The organism is Streptomyces sp. LZ34, assembly GCF_053890475.1.
Genome location: NZ_CM132680.1, coordinates 9,563,697 through 9,577,738 on the forward strand (window position 1 = coordinate 9,563,697; position 14,042 = coordinate 9,577,738).

The 14,042-nt window shown below is 67.5% G+C and carries 15 protein-coding genes and 1 pseudogene; 15 read left to right on the forward strand and 1 reads right to left on the reverse strand.

What is annotated here, in order from left to right:
- Nucleotides 1-119: 119 nt before the first annotated feature.
- The 6 genes from ACWY4P_RS41135 to ACWY4P_RS41160 all read left to right on the forward strand — a co-directional run bounded on the left by ACWY4P_RS41135 (nucleotide 120) and on the right by ACWY4P_RS41160 (nucleotide 5,237).
- On the forward strand, nucleotides 120-1,223 hold the full coding sequence (locus ACWY4P_RS41135) for a leucine-rich repeat domain-containing protein (protein ID WP_456205823.1): 1,104 nt from the start codon (nucleotides 120-122) through the stop codon (nucleotides 1,221-1,223).
- A gap of 78 nt (nucleotides 1,224-1,301) precedes the next feature.
- A complete protein-coding gene (locus tag ACWY4P_RS41140) occupies nucleotides 1,302-2,135 on the forward strand; it encodes a YwqG family protein (RefSeq protein ID WP_456205825.1) in 834 nt (277 codons plus the stop codon).
- Nucleotides 2,136-2,327: 192 nt separating this feature from the next.
- Nucleotides 2,328-2,510 (forward strand): AraC family transcriptional regulator, encoded by a 183-nt coding sequence (locus ACWY4P_RS41145; protein WP_456205827.1) that lies wholly within the window; start codon nucleotides 2,328-2,330, stop codon nucleotides 2,508-2,510.
- Nucleotides 2,511-2,562: 52 nt separating this feature from the next.
- Complete coding sequence (locus tag ACWY4P_RS41150; RefSeq protein WP_456205828.1) at nucleotides 2,563-3,435, forward strand: hypothetical protein; 873 nt, start codon at nucleotides 2,563-2,565, stop codon at nucleotides 3,433-3,435.
- Between the two features lie 36 nt (nucleotides 3,436-3,471).
- The gene (locus ACWY4P_RS41155) at nucleotides 3,472-4,197 is read left to right on the forward strand and encodes an ArsR/SmtB family transcription factor (protein ID WP_456213225.1); all 726 of its coding nucleotides are present in this window, start codon (nucleotides 3,472-3,474) and stop codon (nucleotides 4,195-4,197) included.
- Nucleotides 4,198-4,265: 68 nt separating this feature from the next.
- Nucleotides 4,266-5,237, forward strand: coding sequence for a DMT family transporter (locus ACWY4P_RS41160; protein ID WP_456205829.1), 972 nt, complete (start codon nucleotides 4,266-4,268; stop codon nucleotides 5,235-5,237).
- 77 nt (nucleotides 5,238-5,314) lie between these two features.
- Here the strand turns inward: ACWY4P_RS41160 and ACWY4P_RS41165 are convergent, their stop codons facing one another.
- The gene (locus ACWY4P_RS41165; RefSeq protein WP_456205830.1) at nucleotides 5,315-5,734 is read right to left on the reverse strand and encodes an ATP-binding protein; all 420 of its coding nucleotides are present in this window, start codon (nucleotides 5,732-5,734) and stop codon (nucleotides 5,315-5,317) included.
- A gap of 171 nt (nucleotides 5,735-5,905) precedes the next feature.
- Between ACWY4P_RS41165 and ACWY4P_RS41170 the strand changes: the two genes are divergently transcribed.
- From ACWY4P_RS41170 to ACWY4P_RS41210, 9 genes and pseudogenes are all read left to right on the forward strand, one after another.
- The gene (locus ACWY4P_RS41170) at nucleotides 5,906-6,715 is read left to right on the forward strand and encodes a helix-turn-helix domain-containing protein (protein WP_456205832.1); all 810 of its coding nucleotides are present in this window, start codon (nucleotides 5,906-5,908) and stop codon (nucleotides 6,713-6,715) included.
- Nucleotides 6,712-6,903 carry a DUF397 domain-containing protein gene (locus tag ACWY4P_RS41175; protein WP_456205834.1) on the forward strand — a complete coding sequence of 64 codons (192 nt, stop codon included), beginning with the start codon at nucleotides 6,712-6,714 and terminating at the stop codon, nucleotides 6,901-6,903. The genes ACWY4P_RS41170 and ACWY4P_RS41175 overlap by 4 nt, the downstream gene beginning before the upstream one ends.
- Nucleotides 6,904-6,951: 48 nt before the next feature.
- Nucleotides 6,952-8,040: pseudogene (locus tag ACWY4P_RS41180) on the forward strand (FAD-dependent monooxygenase); the annotation flags it as partial.
- Nucleotides 8,041-8,627: 587 nt separating this feature from the next.
- The gene (locus tag ACWY4P_RS41185; RefSeq protein WP_353595058.1) at nucleotides 8,628-9,059 is read left to right on the forward strand and encodes a hypothetical protein; all 432 of its coding nucleotides are present in this window, start codon (nucleotides 8,628-8,630) and stop codon (nucleotides 9,057-9,059) included.
- 102 nt (nucleotides 9,060-9,161) lie between these two features.
- The gene (locus ACWY4P_RS41190; RefSeq protein ID WP_456205835.1) at nucleotides 9,162-10,445 is read left to right on the forward strand and encodes a DUF7224 domain-containing protein; all 1,284 of its coding nucleotides are present in this window, start codon (nucleotides 9,162-9,164) and stop codon (nucleotides 10,443-10,445) included.
- Entirely contained in the window at nucleotides 10,442-11,008 is a 567-nt protein-coding gene (locus ACWY4P_RS41195) for a hypothetical protein (RefSeq protein WP_456205837.1), read from the forward strand. Before ACWY4P_RS41190 ends, ACWY4P_RS41195 begins: the two co-directional genes overlap by 4 nt.
- On the forward strand, nucleotides 11,005-11,745 hold the full coding sequence (locus ACWY4P_RS41200; protein WP_456205839.1) for an ABC transporter ATP-binding protein: 741 nt from the start codon (nucleotides 11,005-11,007) through the stop codon (nucleotides 11,743-11,745). The genes ACWY4P_RS41195 and ACWY4P_RS41200 overlap by 4 nt, the downstream gene beginning before the upstream one ends.
- Nucleotides 11,746-11,812: 67 nt before the next feature.
- Complete coding sequence (locus ACWY4P_RS41205) at nucleotides 11,813-12,538, forward strand: GntR family transcriptional regulator (protein ID WP_456205840.1); 726 nt, start codon at nucleotides 11,813-11,815, stop codon at nucleotides 12,536-12,538.
- A gap of 107 nt (nucleotides 12,539-12,645) precedes the next feature.
- On the forward strand, nucleotides 12,646-14,040 hold the full coding sequence (locus ACWY4P_RS41210; RefSeq protein ID WP_456205841.1) for a cation:dicarboxylate symporter family transporter: 1,395 nt from the start codon (nucleotides 12,646-12,648) through the stop codon (nucleotides 14,038-14,040).
- Nucleotides 14,041-14,042 lie beyond the last annotated feature (2 nt).

Sequence of the window (14,042 nt, forward strand, 5' to 3'; positions counted from 1 at the left end):
GATCGATCAAACGTTCGGATGCCCGTGCCGTCGCGGCCTGGCCCCGGGGTGGCGCCGCGTGGTTCGGCGCGGCAGAATTCGATCTTCCCGTCACAGCGGCCCGTTCCGGGGGATCTCCCATGTCCGAGTACGACGACCCGTTCGAGATGGACGACGATGATGCGTTCGCCCTGGAGGAGGCCGAGGAACTCATCGCCCAGGTGATCGACGACGGCGACACGTCCCTGGACCTCGGCCATCTGTCGCTGCCCGTCGTCCCCGTGTCGCTGGCCGAGGCCACCACGCTGACCCGGCTCGACCTCACCGACGGCACGTTCACGCAGGTGCCCGATTTCCTGGGCGACCTCACGGGTCTCACCCACCTCTCCCTCGGCGACAACCGGCTCGAGGAACTCCCGGCATCGCTGGGCAACCTCAGCGCGCTCACCGAATTCGTCCTGAACGGAAACCGGCTCGAGCGGATACCCGCATGGGTGCGGCAGCTGACCGAACTCACCGACCTCGACCTTCGTGGCAACGAGCTCACCGAGCTCCCCGAGTTCCTCGGCGGCTTGAAAAAACTCACCAGCCTCGATGTCAGCGGCAATCACATCTCCACCGTGCCGAGCTCATGGGGCGATCTCACCGCTCTCGTCGAGCTCGATCTCTCCGGCAACCGGCTCGCCGAGATCCCCGGAACACTCGGGAACCTGACCGCCCTCACCGAACTCAACCTGGATTTCAACCGCCTCGCCGAGCTGCCCGCATCGCTCGGAGAGCTGGCCAACCTCACCCATCTCCTGCTGGGCGGCAACCGGCTCACCCGGCTGCCCATGGAACTGGGCAGGCTCACCGCCCTCCGATGGCTGAACCTGGACCGCAACGAACTGACCGAGTTGCCCCCATGGGTCGGGGGTTTCGCCGAGCTGACAGGAATCAATCTCGGCTTCAACCGGCTCACCACGCTGCCCGAAACCCTCGGCGACCTCACCGCGCTGACGAGTCTCAGCCTCCGCGGCAATCGGCTGTCCGAACTTCCGGCATCGATGGGCCACCTCACCGCGCTCACCACTCTTGACCTGGGCGACAACGAACTCACCGACCTGCCCGCGTGGGTGGGTGACCTACCGGCCCTCACCACGCTCCGGCTGGCCGGCAACCGGTTCAGCCATATGCCAAGGTGGCTGGAAGAGCACGAACGCCTCGTCGTTCACCTGGACGAGGGCCGTGTCCTGAGAAACTGAGGAACGATCAATGAGGTGGCGGCGCCCGCCATACCCCCGTACGTCCTCCCGCCGGCCCCGCCCACCATCATGGCCCGTATGACCACCGCACCTGACGCGCTGCACACCCTGGCCCACACCCACCTGCCCCCCGACCTCGCCGACCGCTGGACCGCGCTGCTGCGCCCGGCCGCCCACCTCCGGAAGGCCGAGCCGACCGATCCGGTCGTCGGCCGGCTCGGCGGACTGCCCCGGCTGCCCGAGGGAACGGACTGGCCGGTGTGGGAGGGGCACGGACCGCTGCCGTTCGTGGCGGCGGTCGACTGCGCCGCGCTGCCCAGGGAGGCGCTGGACGTACCGCTGCCCGCGGACGGTCGGCTCGCCTTCTTCTATTACGGCGACGAGGACGACGACGCCCTGGTCGACACCGCCGACCCGGACACCTGGCCCGGTGCCCGCGTCCTCCACCTCCCGCCCGAGTCCGCCACCGCGCCTGAGCGGCCCGCACCGGCGGGCCTCACCCCGTTTCCGGAGGTGCCGCTGACGGTCCACATCGGCCCCAGCGCGCCCGACTTCGACTCGCTCGCGCTGACCGCCGCGTTTGGTGAGGACGAGCTTCCGGACGCGTTCATGAGGGCGATCTGGAACCACCAGAGCGGTGCCGCCCATCAGATCGGCGGCCATGCGCAAAGCGTCCAGACCGCCGTGGAGATCGTGGTGGCCCATGGCGCGCTGGGCGGCGGTGACCTGTCGTGGGAGGACCCGCGGATCGAGAAGGAGGCGGAGGGCTGGGTGCTGCTCGCCCAACTCGACTCCGACGACGACGCGGACGTGATGTGGGGCGACGGCGGCGCGCTGTACTGGCTGATCCGCCCCGATGACCTGGCCGCGGGCCGCTTCGAGAGGGCCATGTTCACCTGGCAGTGCTGCTGAGGCTCAATGGGCTCACGAGGTGACCCGGGCTTCGGTGCACTTCTCGGCGGTTCCCCTGACCACGCACACGGTCACCGGGGTCCCCGTTGTAGGGGTCCTGGCGCCACTCCGCGTATCCCGCGGGTATGCCTCCGGACAGAGTGACCATGACGTTGCGCCCATAGTCCGGCCACGTGGCAGGTCACCGCGCCGATGACACCGGAACTCGTCGACGCGGTCACCCGCTGGGTCCGGCTCCTCGAAACCCCTGACGATATCCGCACCCTCGCCGCCCGTATCGAGAGCGAGATCCTTTACAGGCTGCTGCGCAGCCCGCTCGGCCCCGTCCTGCGCCAGTGGTCACTGCGGCTGCGCGCCTCGGTCCGGGCCTGGTAGCGCACTGGGAGACACTGGCTTTCTCGTTGATCGACCGCGTTGAGGGAGAATCATGGACCAGCCGCCGGTTCCCGCCAGTGTCACCAGCGTGATCACCTCCGGAAAGCTGCCGTCCGAATTCACCGCATTCTTCACCCCTGTCGGAGAGCTGACCGACGAGACGTACTGGTCCCATGTCGCGTCAGCCGTGGAGGCATATCTGGCGACCGCAGACGTGGACGAGAACGTACGAGGCGCCCTGGCGCTCGCCGGGGCGTACGGCTGGCTGGACTCCCTGGACGACGGCGCGGACCCCGACCAGATGGACGAGGACAGCGACCGGTCCATCGCACTGCTACGGGAAGCCGAAGCCCACGGCATCGACGAGGACGAGACCTATGAGCTGTGGCGGTATGCCGAACACATAGGGAGCCGCGCAGCCGAGCTCAACGACTACATCGCGGAAATGGACGCCTATGTGGCCAAGCACGGGGCGACGCCGCAGGGTCGGCTGGACGCGAAGTTGGGGCAGGCGCACGAGCTCTACTCCGCCGGCGAGCGGGCCGCTGCGATCGTGTTGTTCCGCGAGGTCGCCGAAATTGATCCCTGGGGCGGTGAGTTCAGCGGCTGTTTCGACCGCATCGACATCGGCTGGTGCCGTCTGCTGCACGATGCGGCCCAGGTCGAGGGCCCGGAGGCGGCGCGGAGGATATGGCAGGAAGCCAGGGCGCATCACCGGGCGGCGAGGTTTCCCGTCACGATGCACGCCTGGCAAATGGTCGAGATGCTGTTGGGGACGGGTGTGCCGGACATCATCGAGGTGATCATCCACGAGTGGCTGGACGCCGCGATAGAGGACGGGAGGGGGGAGGTGCCGGTGACCGAGGACGAGCAACGTGTCTTTGAGCTTGCCTTGGCCGAACTCGAAGGATCTCCCCGTCTCTAGGTGAAGCTTCGGCACACACCGAAATGTTGGGGCATGATGGGGGACGTGACCGATTCTCCTCCGCCCGCCGCACGCCTCGCCGCCCTCGTCGGCGCCATGGCCGACGAGACCCGGGCCGCGATCTGTATGGCCCTGCTCGAAGGACGCGCGTGGAGCGCCGGTGAACTGGCCCGGATCACCGGGGTCACGCCCTCCACCGCGAGCGGCCATCTGACCCGCCTGCTGGACGCCGGGATCTGCGTGACCGAACGGCAGGGCCGCCACACGTACGTACGGATCGCCGACGCGGAAACCGCGCGCCTCGTCGACTCCCTCGCCTCACACGCCATCCCCGGCCGGGACGCGCCGTACACGGTGCCGGTCGTCGCCGCGCCCGACCCGCTGGCCCGCGCGCGGACCTGCTACGACCACTTCGCGGGGCGGCTCGGCATGGCGGTCACCGACACCATGGCCGAGCGCGGACTGCTGCTCACGGACCGGGTGTTCGAGCTGACCGACGAGGGGCGGGAGTGGTGCGCCCGCGCGGGCGTCGACCTGGAGTCGGAGTACCGGGGCCGCCGGCCGATCACGAGTTCGTGCCTGGACTGGACCGAGCGCCGCCGCCATCTGGGCGGGGTGGCCGGTGCGCGGCTGTGCGCCCTGGCGCTGCGCCGGGAATGGGTGGTGCGGCCGGAAGAGGGCGGGCGGGCGCTTCGGGTGACCGACGCGGGGGAGCGGGCCTTCGGCGACCTCCTGGGGCTCGCGCCCGACGCCTGGCAGTGATCCGCCGCAACTTTTCACAGTCGAATATTTCGGTGGACACCAAAATGTGGAGACCTTAGGCTGCCCGCATGAGTTCCCGCCTCGCCTCTCCCGGCGTCCTCACGGCCGGCGCCGCCACCTTCTCCGTGCTCGCCTGGGCGTCCGCCTTCGTCTCCATCCGCAGCGCGGGCGCCGCCTATTCCCCGGGCGCGCTCGCGCTCGGCCGACTACTGGCCGCCTCGGTGGTGCTGATCGTCCTGGTGGCGATACGCCGCGAGGGGCTGCCGCCCCGGGGCGCCTGGCGCGGCATCCTCGTGTCCGGCGTGGTCTGGTTCGGCGGTTACATGGTCGCGTTGAACTGGGGTGAGCGCCTGGTCGACGCCGGTACGGCGGCTCTCCTGGTGAACGTCGGCCCGATCCTGATGGCCCTGCTCGCGGCGCGCCTGCTCGGCGAGGCGCTGCCGCCGCGGCTGCTCGCCGGGATGGCGGTGTCCTTCGGCGGGGCGGTGGTGGTCGGCCTGTCGACCTCGTCCGGACACGAGGGCGGCACCTCGGTGCTCGGCGTGGCGCTGTGCCTTCTCGCGGCGATGGCGTACGCGACCGGCGTGGTCGCCCAGAAGCCCGCACTCTCGTACGGGACTCCGCTCCAGGTCACGGCGTACGCCTGCCTGGTCGGCACGGTGGCGTGCCTCCCCTTCGCCGGGCAACTGGCCACCGAACTGCCGAAGGCCCCGCCGTCCGCGACGCTCAACATGCTCTACCTCGGCGTGGTGCCGACCGCCCTCGCCTTCACCACCTGGACCTACGCCCTCGCCCGCATGCCCGCCAGCAAGCTGGGCGCGACGACCTACGCCGTCCCGGCGATTGTGGTGCTGCTGAGCTGGGCGTTCCTCGACGAGGTGCCCGCCTGGCTGACCCTCCTCGGCGGCGCGCTGTGCCTGACCGGCGTGGCTGTGTCCCGCTCCCGGCCTCGCGCGCCCCGTGAGTCCGCCGCTGCCCCTGCCCCCGTCGCGCGGGCCGCCGAGTCCGGGCCCGAGCCCGCCCCCGCCGACGCGCAGTGACTTTGCGGTGGATATGAGACAGCGACACGCCATGACGTCGGCGTGTCGTCGTCTCATATCCACCGCAAACCCAGGTGTCAGCAGGAGTCCGACGGTTTGGCGCCGATCGAGATCTCGGCCCAGACCGTTTTCCCGGGCGCGCCGCCCCGGCGGGGCCCGACGGCCCAGCGCTCCGCCAGTTGTGAGACGAGGTAGAGGCCGCGGCCCGTTTCCGCGTCCGGTGCCGCCGTGGTGAGTGTGGGGCGCTTCTCGGCGCGGGTGTCGGACACCTCGATACGGATCACGGGGCCGGTGTTGGCGGGCGGCGCGATCAGGCGCACGTGGAAGTCCCGCCCGGGGACGCGGCCGTGGCGTACGGCGTTGGTGACCAGCTCGCTCGCGATGAGCGTGACGGTCTCGTTGGGGCCGGAATCGTACGGGTAGCCCCACGCGGCGAGCCGGTGCGATACGAGCCGCCGAGCGAGGCGCGCGCCGCGCGGGGTCGAGGTGAAGCGCATGGCGAACTCGCCTGGCGCTGGAGGGAACTGTTCCGGGCGTGTACCTCGTGAGGGGGCATTTTCGGTCGTCATGGGGCCAGCCTTGTGGGGCTGTGCCTAGCCTGGCCAGGAAGCGCGCGTGTACGGACGGTGCCTGTACGAACACGCGAAGTGTGCCGGGAGGGGTGCGACATGGCAGGTACAGAGCGGTCCGCGTTCCTGAGGGGCTTCGGCAGGCAGCTGAAGCTGTTCCGGGAGCGGGCCGGGCTCACCAGAGCGGAATTGGGCTCGCTTATCGGGTACAGCGTGGACCAGGTGGCGTCGGTCGAGTGCGGGCGGCGTATTCCTAAGCCGGACCTGGTCGACAAGGCCGACGAGGTGCTGGACGCGGGTGGCGTGCTGGCGGCGATGAAGGAGGAGCTTGCGCAGGCGCGGTATCCAGCGTTCTTCCGTGATGCGGCGCGGTTGGAGGCGGTGGCGGCCGAGGTGCAGATTTACGCGCACCTGGCTGTGCCGGGCCTGCTGCAGACAGAGGAGTACGCGCGTGCCGTCTTCGGGATGGACCGTCCTCAGCTGGATGAAGAGGTCATCGCACAGCGCGTGGCCGCGCGGCTGGCGCGCCAGGAGATCTTCAGCGCGCGGCCCGCGCCCATCGTGGGCTTTGTCATCGAGGAAGTCGTTCTGCAACGGCCATTTGGCGGGAAGGATGTCCTGCGCGGACAGTTGGAGCAACTGCTGCTCACCGGGCAGAGGCGCAACGTGGAGATTCAGGTCATGCCGACCGCCCGGGAAGACAACGCCGGAGTCGATGGCCCGTTCAGCTTGATGGTCCCGAGGGGAGGTGAGCAGGTCGCATATCTGGAAGGCCAGGGGCGCAGCGCCCTGGTCACTGACCGAGATGAGGTCCATGCCATCGCCGCGCGATATGGGATCATCCGGGCGCAGGCTCTCACGCCACGAGAGTCGTCCATCTTCATCGAGAAGTTGCTGGGGGAGCTATGAACAGGGACATACGCGAGCTGGTCTGGTTCAAGAGCAGCTACAGCGGTGCGCAGGGCGGCGAGTGTGTCGAGGTCGCCACCTGCCCCGACACCGTCCACGTCCGGGACAGCAAGAACACCACCGGCCCGATCCTGACCGTCACCCCCGACGCGTGGACCCAGTTCGTAGGGTTCGCCGCACACCGCTGAAACGCCGTCATAGACACAGCGCGGGCCACCGCTGACACGGGGCCCGCGTCGCGTTTGCTCGGTCTGCATGTGCGCAGCATCGAGGTGATGGACCAGCGCGGCCTGCTGGAGCGATTCCTCGCTCATGGTCGGCAGCACCCGGTCGGTGGTTTCTCGCCGCCATCACCAGGCCCTCGCCCGACGGAAGCTGCTCGGCGTCGGCTTCCCCGGCGAGCCCTCCAGGGTCGACACGCTGCTGGGCGAGATGGAGGTGGCAGTGCCACCTACCACGGTGGCCGCCGTGGTGGCCGAGGTCCGCAAGACCCATCTGAGGTTCGGCCTCAGGCCCTTCGGGGGCGGTGTGTACCGCGTCGTCGTGCCCGCCGAGGGGGTGGCCGAGGACCGCTCGGTCCCGCCGACGCTCGAGGAGTTCAAGCAACAGCTGCGGGTGTTCGCCGGCACCGACTTCGGCGTGCACTCACCGCGCTGGCTGTCCCGCTTCGGCGACGCCACCCGGCTGGCCGAGCGCTATCGGACCGGCCGGGTGCTGCTGGCCGGCGACGCGGCGCACATCCACCCGCCGATGGGCGGACAGGGCCTCAACCTCGGCATCCGGGACGCGTTCAATCTCGGCTGGAAGCCGGCCGTCGAGGTCAACGGCTGGGCACCGGAGGAGCTGCTGGACAGCTACCACACCGAACGGCACTCGGTGGCCGCCGACGTGCTGGACAACACCGGCGCGCAGACGGAGCTGATGTCCCCGAGCCGGGTCCGCAGGCAGTACGCCGACTGCTGTCGGAACTGATGGCTTTCGAGGACGTGAACCGCTACCTGATCGAGAAGATCGTCGCGATCGGGATCCGCTATGACTTCGGCGAGGGGCATGAACTGCTCGGTCGGCGGATGCGGGACGTGACACTGAAGCACGGTCGCCTCTATGAGCTGATGTCCGGCGGCCGAGGACTGCTGCTCGACCAGACCGGCCGGCTCTCGGTGGCGGGCTGGGCAGACCGAGTCGACCACGTCGTCGACGTCAGCGACGAACTGGACGTGCCCGCCGTGCTGCTGCGGCCGGACGGCCATGTGGCGTGGGCGGGCGAAGACCAGCAGGATCTGCTCAGCCGGTTGCCCACATGGTTCGGCGCTGCCCTCGGTTGAGCGATGAGACAGCCCAGCCTGTTCAGCTTCAGCCCGGCTGCGTCGGTGGCTCAAGGAGACGTACGACAACGAGGAGCTCACCGCTACGCAGATAGTCGATGGCGGGTGTCCACCGCCATCGGCCACCGCACCGAGGTGCGCGGCAAGCTCCTCGTCGGCGCCGTGGTGGCAGACCGCCGCGTGCGCCACGACGCTCCCTGACAGCTGTCGCCGTTGCGGCGAACGCCCGCTATTGGTGGTGAGGCGAGGCCGGCGTCTGCCCCATCGCCTTTCAGTTCTGCTCCGTGAATTTTCGGCCAGGATGCCAGGTTCAGGACGGGCGGCCTCTGACTGCTTGAGGCGAGCGCCACCTCGCGCTTTTGGGGCGCCCCGCTGGCAAGTGGCTCCGACCAGTATCGATCTGGGATCGAGCCGCCCGACTCGCGGAGGGGCGGCGCGGCCGCAGGGTGAGGCGGAGGCAGTTTCTGGACACGTTAACCGATCAGATGATTACGGTCGGTGATTGACGCTCGAACATGCTGTCTGTAGGCTGCGCGATCGATCACTGCTTCAAGGGATCTGTCGTGATAAAAACCTGGGGGGTAGTCATGTTCAACAAAAGGCGCTTTGCGACGGTTGCTGGGTTTGCTTCCGTAGCGCTTCTGGCTTTAGCGCCCAATGCGCACGCCAACTGGCACAGCACCCTGGACACCGTCGGTGTTGGGTTCGAATCTCGGCGTTGGGAGGACGAGTCGTTCAGTGAGGTCGAATTCCAGTTATGCAAGACGAACTGGAAGAGCGAGAGCACTCACGTCAAGCTGTGGTATGTGCGGGACTACCAGCCCGATGTGGGATTTGATGACAAGCGGTTCACCGACTGTTTCGGCTGGGATGACTACGACTACAGCAGTGTAGGGCAGTGGCACGACCTTCCGCACAGGAATTACTACTTCTCAATCGCCGCGATAGACGACAGCGGGGGCACAAGCCTCCGCATGAGCGCCGATACTGTCATCGTCGACACCACTGCCGCGGATTAGATGTTGGCCGACTGAGCGTCGCGTGGAGGGGCGCCTCGGCCGGGCGCCTCTCCACGTTCATCCGCACTCGTTCACCCCGCCAGACCAGGCCGGAGACAACCCGTGAAACTCCTCACCAGCCTGCGCACCACCAGCGCACTGTGGGCAGCGCCGTTTGCCATCGGCCTGACTCTTTTCTACTATGCCGTCGCCAGAGAGGCCCCGCTCGACGACTACTACAAGTGGGCCCCTTCTGTCGTGGCCGATGCTCTGGCTCCCGTATACGCATTCGCCTATGCGATTGCCTCGGCGCTCGCGGCTTGGGAAAGCAGTCGCCTCAAGAAGGCGGGAATCTGGAGTCTGGCACCGGCTCGCTCCCGCTATCGAGTCGCGCTCAACATTCTCGGCCCAGTGCTCACCCTGTCCTGGCTCATGTTGGTTCTGCCGACCGTTCTCGGTTTGGTCGACGAGGGGGTTCTGCCGGATCTCCGTAGTCTTCGCCCGTTTTTTCTCGGCCTACTGCTGTGCTTAGCTCACGCCGTGATCGGGTTCGCGGTCGGACTGTACGTGCCACACCTGATCGCCGCGCCTTTGCTGGCCGTGACAGTGTGGGGGAGCGTCTCGTTCTCTGTCACCTCGTCTTCTTTTTGGTACCGCCATGTGTCGGGTCAGTTTTTCGAGCCCCTCATGTTCGGTGAAGTCGCTCCGGTGAGAACCCTGGTCCCGCATGCGTTGTTCACCGGCTCTCTTGCGGTGGCTGCCATGCTGCTGTGGACGCCGATGAGATCGATCGGCCTGCGAGTCCTGCTCGCCGTAGCCGTGGCGGCCGCTGGTACCGCGACTGCCCGTAACATGGTCAATGGTTGGGGGCCGACCGAGCCGGTCGCCGGCGGAGCAGCGCCCATGCGGTGCTCGGGTGCGGCACCGGCGGTCTGTATGCCAACCGTCAACGCGGCTCACCTCCAGACTGTCAGGAGAGACGTCGAGTCCGTACTGAAGGATCTACGGGCCACCGGCGTGCCCCTATCGCCTGACGCGATCACCGACACGCTGGGCGACGGGCGTACCCCCAGGCGATCCACACCTCGCGAATGGCGAGTGAATTTCACGCGCGGGCTTGAGGACGGCAACGTCCGGTACCGTCTCGTGAACGCAGCCATGAGCTTTCCCTGTAGCACGCCCGACCCGACCAAGCGCCGAGAGGTGCTGTGGTGGGCAGCTACCGTCACAGGCGAAGAGAAGGCCTACCGGAAGCAATGGCGGGCGAGCCGTGAGGAATTCGATAATGATTCCTCCAACACTGATCGGGTTCGCGCCGAGGTGAAACGGGTCCGGTCTTTGCCGCCTCGCGAGCAGGCCGATTGGGCAGCTCGCGCGAGGGCGACCGCATGCGGTAGAACGCCATGAACTGGTGGCTGAAGGTCCGGCGTGCTCACATCCTTGCGCCGACGACGATCATCCTCTTCACCGTGCTTGTCGCTGTCGTCGGCGATCGCACGATGGTGCTACCGACGTTCACCGCAGGCAGTACTGCCGGCACACGCGTGATGTTGTTCGTCCCCGTGGCGATCACAGTGGGCGTGATGGCCTGCCTTGAAGCGCGTCTTCCTGCGCCGGAACTCGCCAGTACCCGGCATGTGCCACTCCTTGACGCGGGGTTGGCGCTGACTGTGGTATCCACCTGTGTTTGCACCGCATATGCTCTGGGGCAGCCGACCGCCGGGCGTAACGCGCTCTTTCTGACCGGCCTCATGCTCTGCGCCCGCGCGCTGGTCGGGCAAAAAGCTGTCATGACGCCCGTCGCCTGGCTGCTCGCCGTACTTTTCGTCGGCTACCGCACACCCCAAGACTCCTATCCCTGGGCGATTCTCCCTGAACCCGCTGGTGCCGCGCACGCCACTGCGATAGCCGTGGTGGCATTCACTATCGGTCTGGCCAGCCTCCTGCGCTCCCCGAGGAACACAACGTGACCCTCCGCCTGGACTCCTGTACCTACGCATACCGACGCTGGCACAAGCCCGTACTCAAAGATCTCAGTTATGAACTACCCGAGCGTGGACTGACCATCCTTCTGGGACCCAACGGCGCCGGAAAATCGACCCTTCTCAAACTCGCCGCCGCCGTTGCCCATCCACGCTCGGGCACTGTTACCCTCGGCCAGCTTCCGTCCCGGACCAAGGTGTACCGCCGGGCCGTGGCGTGGATGCCCCAGAGCATCATCCCCATGCCCACTCTGACCGCTCGGGAATATGTTGCGTACGTGGGCTGGCTCAAAGGCATGAGCCGCGCAAACGCCTGGTCCCAGGCCCATGAGGCTCTGGCTCGTGTGGAACTCACCGCAGAAGCCGGTACGAAAACATCCCGCTTGTCCGGCGGGCAGTTGCAGCGTGTAGGCGTGGCCGGCGCGCTCGTCCATGGCGCGCAGGTTCTTCTTCTGGACGAGCCCACCGCCGGAATGGACCCCAAGCAGCGCCGGGTGTTCCGAGATATTCTCAGTTCCCTCAGCGGTGAAGTGACGGTGCTCATGTCCACTCATGATGTTGCCGATCTGGCTGAGGAAGCCAACCACGTCACGGTCCTCAATAACGGTCGCATCATCCACCATGGGACCACTGACTCCTTCTTCGCTTACACGCCCAGCGGTACTGCTGCCGGCCGTGCCGCCGAAGGTGCCTACACCGCCCTCCTTGCGGCGAGCGGTCGGTGACGCGGGCCCGCGGCGACGGTGTTCTAGGATTTCCGTGGTCGGGTCCTGAGCAGGCAAGGAGTTCTTCGTGGGTGAGCCGCGATACGTGGTGATTGCCGGCGACCTCATGAAGAAGATCGCCGCCGGAAAGTGGCCCGTGGGGGAGTTGCTGCCCACCGAGCCCGAGTTGGCCGCCGAGTACCGCGTCTCGCGCGAAACGCTGCGGCGGGCGTTGAAGCGTCTGGAGCTGGGCGGGCTGATTTCGCGGCACCCGGGGACCGGCACACGCGTGGAGCGTTTGGAGCCGGTGGCCGCGTTCACCGCGCAGCTGGGGAGTGTCGAGGAACTGACCCAGTACGGCGAGGCCGCCGTGCGGAGTGTTCTGTCGGTCGAACCCGTGACGGTGGACGCGGCGCTCGCCGAGGTCACGGGCCTGGCCGAGGGGTCCAGGCAGGTGTGTGTGACCTCGGTCCGGCGGGACCCTGACCGTTCTGACGAGGTCGTTTCCTGGGCGCGGGTGTATCTGGGCCCGGAGGACGCCAAGGCGGTCGCCGGGGATCTGGAGGAGGGCCGCCAGCTGATCGCCGACTTGGTCGAGGCCCGGACGGGGCGCGCGGTGGAGCGGGTGGTGCAGCAGGTGCGGGCGGTGAGTGTGTCCGCGGAGGCGGCGGCGCATCTCGCACTGGAGCCGGGGAGTCCGGGGCTGGAGTTCGTACGCCGCTACTACGACGCGTCGGGCGCCCTGTTCGAGGTCACCGTGAGCACGCATGCCGGTGACCGCTTCGTCTACGAGACGGTTCTCCAGCGGAGGTAACGGCCACCAGCAGCCGGCCGCTCATTTTGTGAACAGCTCTTGACACAGACATTTCCGCGAGCATCCTTGTCTAGACACAGCTCATGTCTAGACAAGGATGTGCCCGCATGAGATCTCAGGAGCAGCTGCTGGACGCCACCTCACCCCCCGCCGCTCGTAAGCGCTGGTACCGGGGGCTCGGGGCGCAGGTCGTCATCGCGATGGCCCTGGGGGTCGCGGTGGGCTTCGCCTTCCCCGGCTTCGCGGTGAACCTGAAGATCATGGGGGACCTGTTCCTGGCGCTGATCAAGGCGGGCGTCGCCCCGTTGGTGTTCTTCACCGTCGTCATGGGCATCGCGTCCGCCGGTGACCTGAAGAAGGCCAGTCGTCTCGGATTCCTGGCGCTGATCTACTTCGAGGTCGTCTCCACCCTCGCCCTGCTCCTGGGCCTCGCGGCGGCGAACCTGTTCGGGGTGGGCAAGGACGCGGGGGGCCTCACCTCGGGTGGCGGCGCCGCGCAGGCGCCCTCGGCCGGGGAGGGCGAACACGGGGTCATCGCCTTCCTCCAGGGCATCGTTCCCGACAACTTCGTCGGAGCCTTCTCCTCCGGTCAGCTGCTGCAGGTCGTCGTCCTGGCCGTCCTGTTCGGCATCGGTCTGCTGGCCCTCAAGCCGCATATGCAGGAGAAGATCAACTCCGGTCTTGAGGTCGTCTCGGAGGCGTTCTTCGCCTTCGTCAACGTCGTCATGAAGCTCGCCCCGATCGGGGCCTTCGGCGCCATCGCCTACTCAGTGGGCACCAGCGGCAGCAAGATGCTCCTGGCCCTGACCGAACTCGTCCTCCAGTACTGGCTGGTCGTCGCCGTCTTCGTGTTCGGCATCCTGGGGCTGGTCTGCCTGATCGCCGGATTTAACATCTGGCGCATCCTGCGTTATGTGCGCGTCGAGATGACGCTCGTCCTGGGCACGGCCTCCTCCGAGGCAGCGCTTCCCGGGCTGCTGAAGAAGCTGACCAGGATCGGATGTTCGAAGCAGAGCGTCGGCCTGGTGATCCCCACCGGCTACGCCTTCAACCTCGACGGCACATCCCTGTACATGTCCATCTGCACCCTGTTCGTCGCCAACGCGTACGGGATCCCGATGGGCATCCCCGAACAGCTCGGCCTGCTCCTGATCATGCTGCTGACGTCCAAGGGCGCGGCCACCGTGTCCGGCGGGACGTTCGTCGTCTTCACCTCCACGGTCGCGGCGACCGGGACCCTCCCTGTCGAGGGCACGGCCGTTCTCTTCGGTGTGTACCGCTTCATGTCCATGGCCACGGCGTTCTGCAACACCTTCGGCAATGTGGTCGCCACCTTCGTCCTGGCCAAGTGGTGCAAGGAAATGGACGTCGACAAGGTCCAGCGCGCCCTGGCCGACCCCGCCGCGTTCCTCGCGCAGTCCGAGTCCGAGTCCGAGTCCGAGTCCGGCGACGTTTCTCACGCGCCCGAACCCGCCCGCGCCACCCCCTCCATCGCAAAGTGAGA

Bases quoted from the DNA above. Each gene is read 5' to 3' on its own strand.
- ACWY4P_RS41175 (WP_456205834.1), top strand. From the start codon at position 6,712: ATGAACAGGGACATACGCGAGCTGGTCTGGTTCAAGAGCAGCTACAGC.
- ACWY4P_RS41150 (WP_456205828.1), top strand. From the start codon at position 2,563: ATGGACCAGCCGCCGGTTCCCGCCAGTGTCACCAGCGTGATCACCTCC.
- ACWY4P_RS41170 (WP_456205832.1), top strand. From the start codon at position 5,906: ATGGCAGGTACAGAGCGGTCCGCGTTCCTGAGGGGCTTCGGCAGGCAG.
- ACWY4P_RS41165 (WP_456205830.1), bottom strand. From the start codon at position 5,734: ATGCGCTTCACCTCGACCCCGCGCGGCGCGCGCCTCGCTCGGCGGCTC.
- ACWY4P_RS41145 (WP_456205827.1), top strand. From the start codon at position 2,328: ATGACACCGGAACTCGTCGACGCGGTCACCCGCTGGGTCCGGCTCCTC.
- ACWY4P_RS41140 (WP_456205825.1), top strand. From the start codon at position 1,302: ATGACCACCGCACCTGACGCGCTGCACACCCTGGCCCACACCCACCTG.
- ACWY4P_RS41185 (WP_353595058.1), top strand. From the start codon at position 8,628: ATGTTCAACAAAAGGCGCTTTGCGACGGTTGCTGGGTTTGCTTCCGTA.
- ACWY4P_RS41135 (WP_456205823.1), top strand. From the start codon at position 120: ATGTCCGAGTACGACGACCCGTTCGAGATGGACGACGATGATGCGTTC.
- ACWY4P_RS41210 (WP_456205841.1), top strand. From the start codon at position 12,646: ATGAGATCTCAGGAGCAGCTGCTGGACGCCACCTCACCCCCCGCCGCT.
- ACWY4P_RS41195 (WP_456205837.1), top strand. From the start codon at position 10,442: ATGAACTGGTGGCTGAAGGTCCGGCGTGCTCACATCCTTGCGCCGACG.
- ACWY4P_RS41155 (WP_456213225.1), top strand. From the start codon at position 3,472: ATGGGGGACGTGACCGATTCTCCTCCGCCCGCCGCACGCCTCGCCGCC.
- ACWY4P_RS41160 (WP_456205829.1), top strand. From the start codon at position 4,266: ATGAGTTCCCGCCTCGCCTCTCCCGGCGTCCTCACGGCCGGCGCCGCC.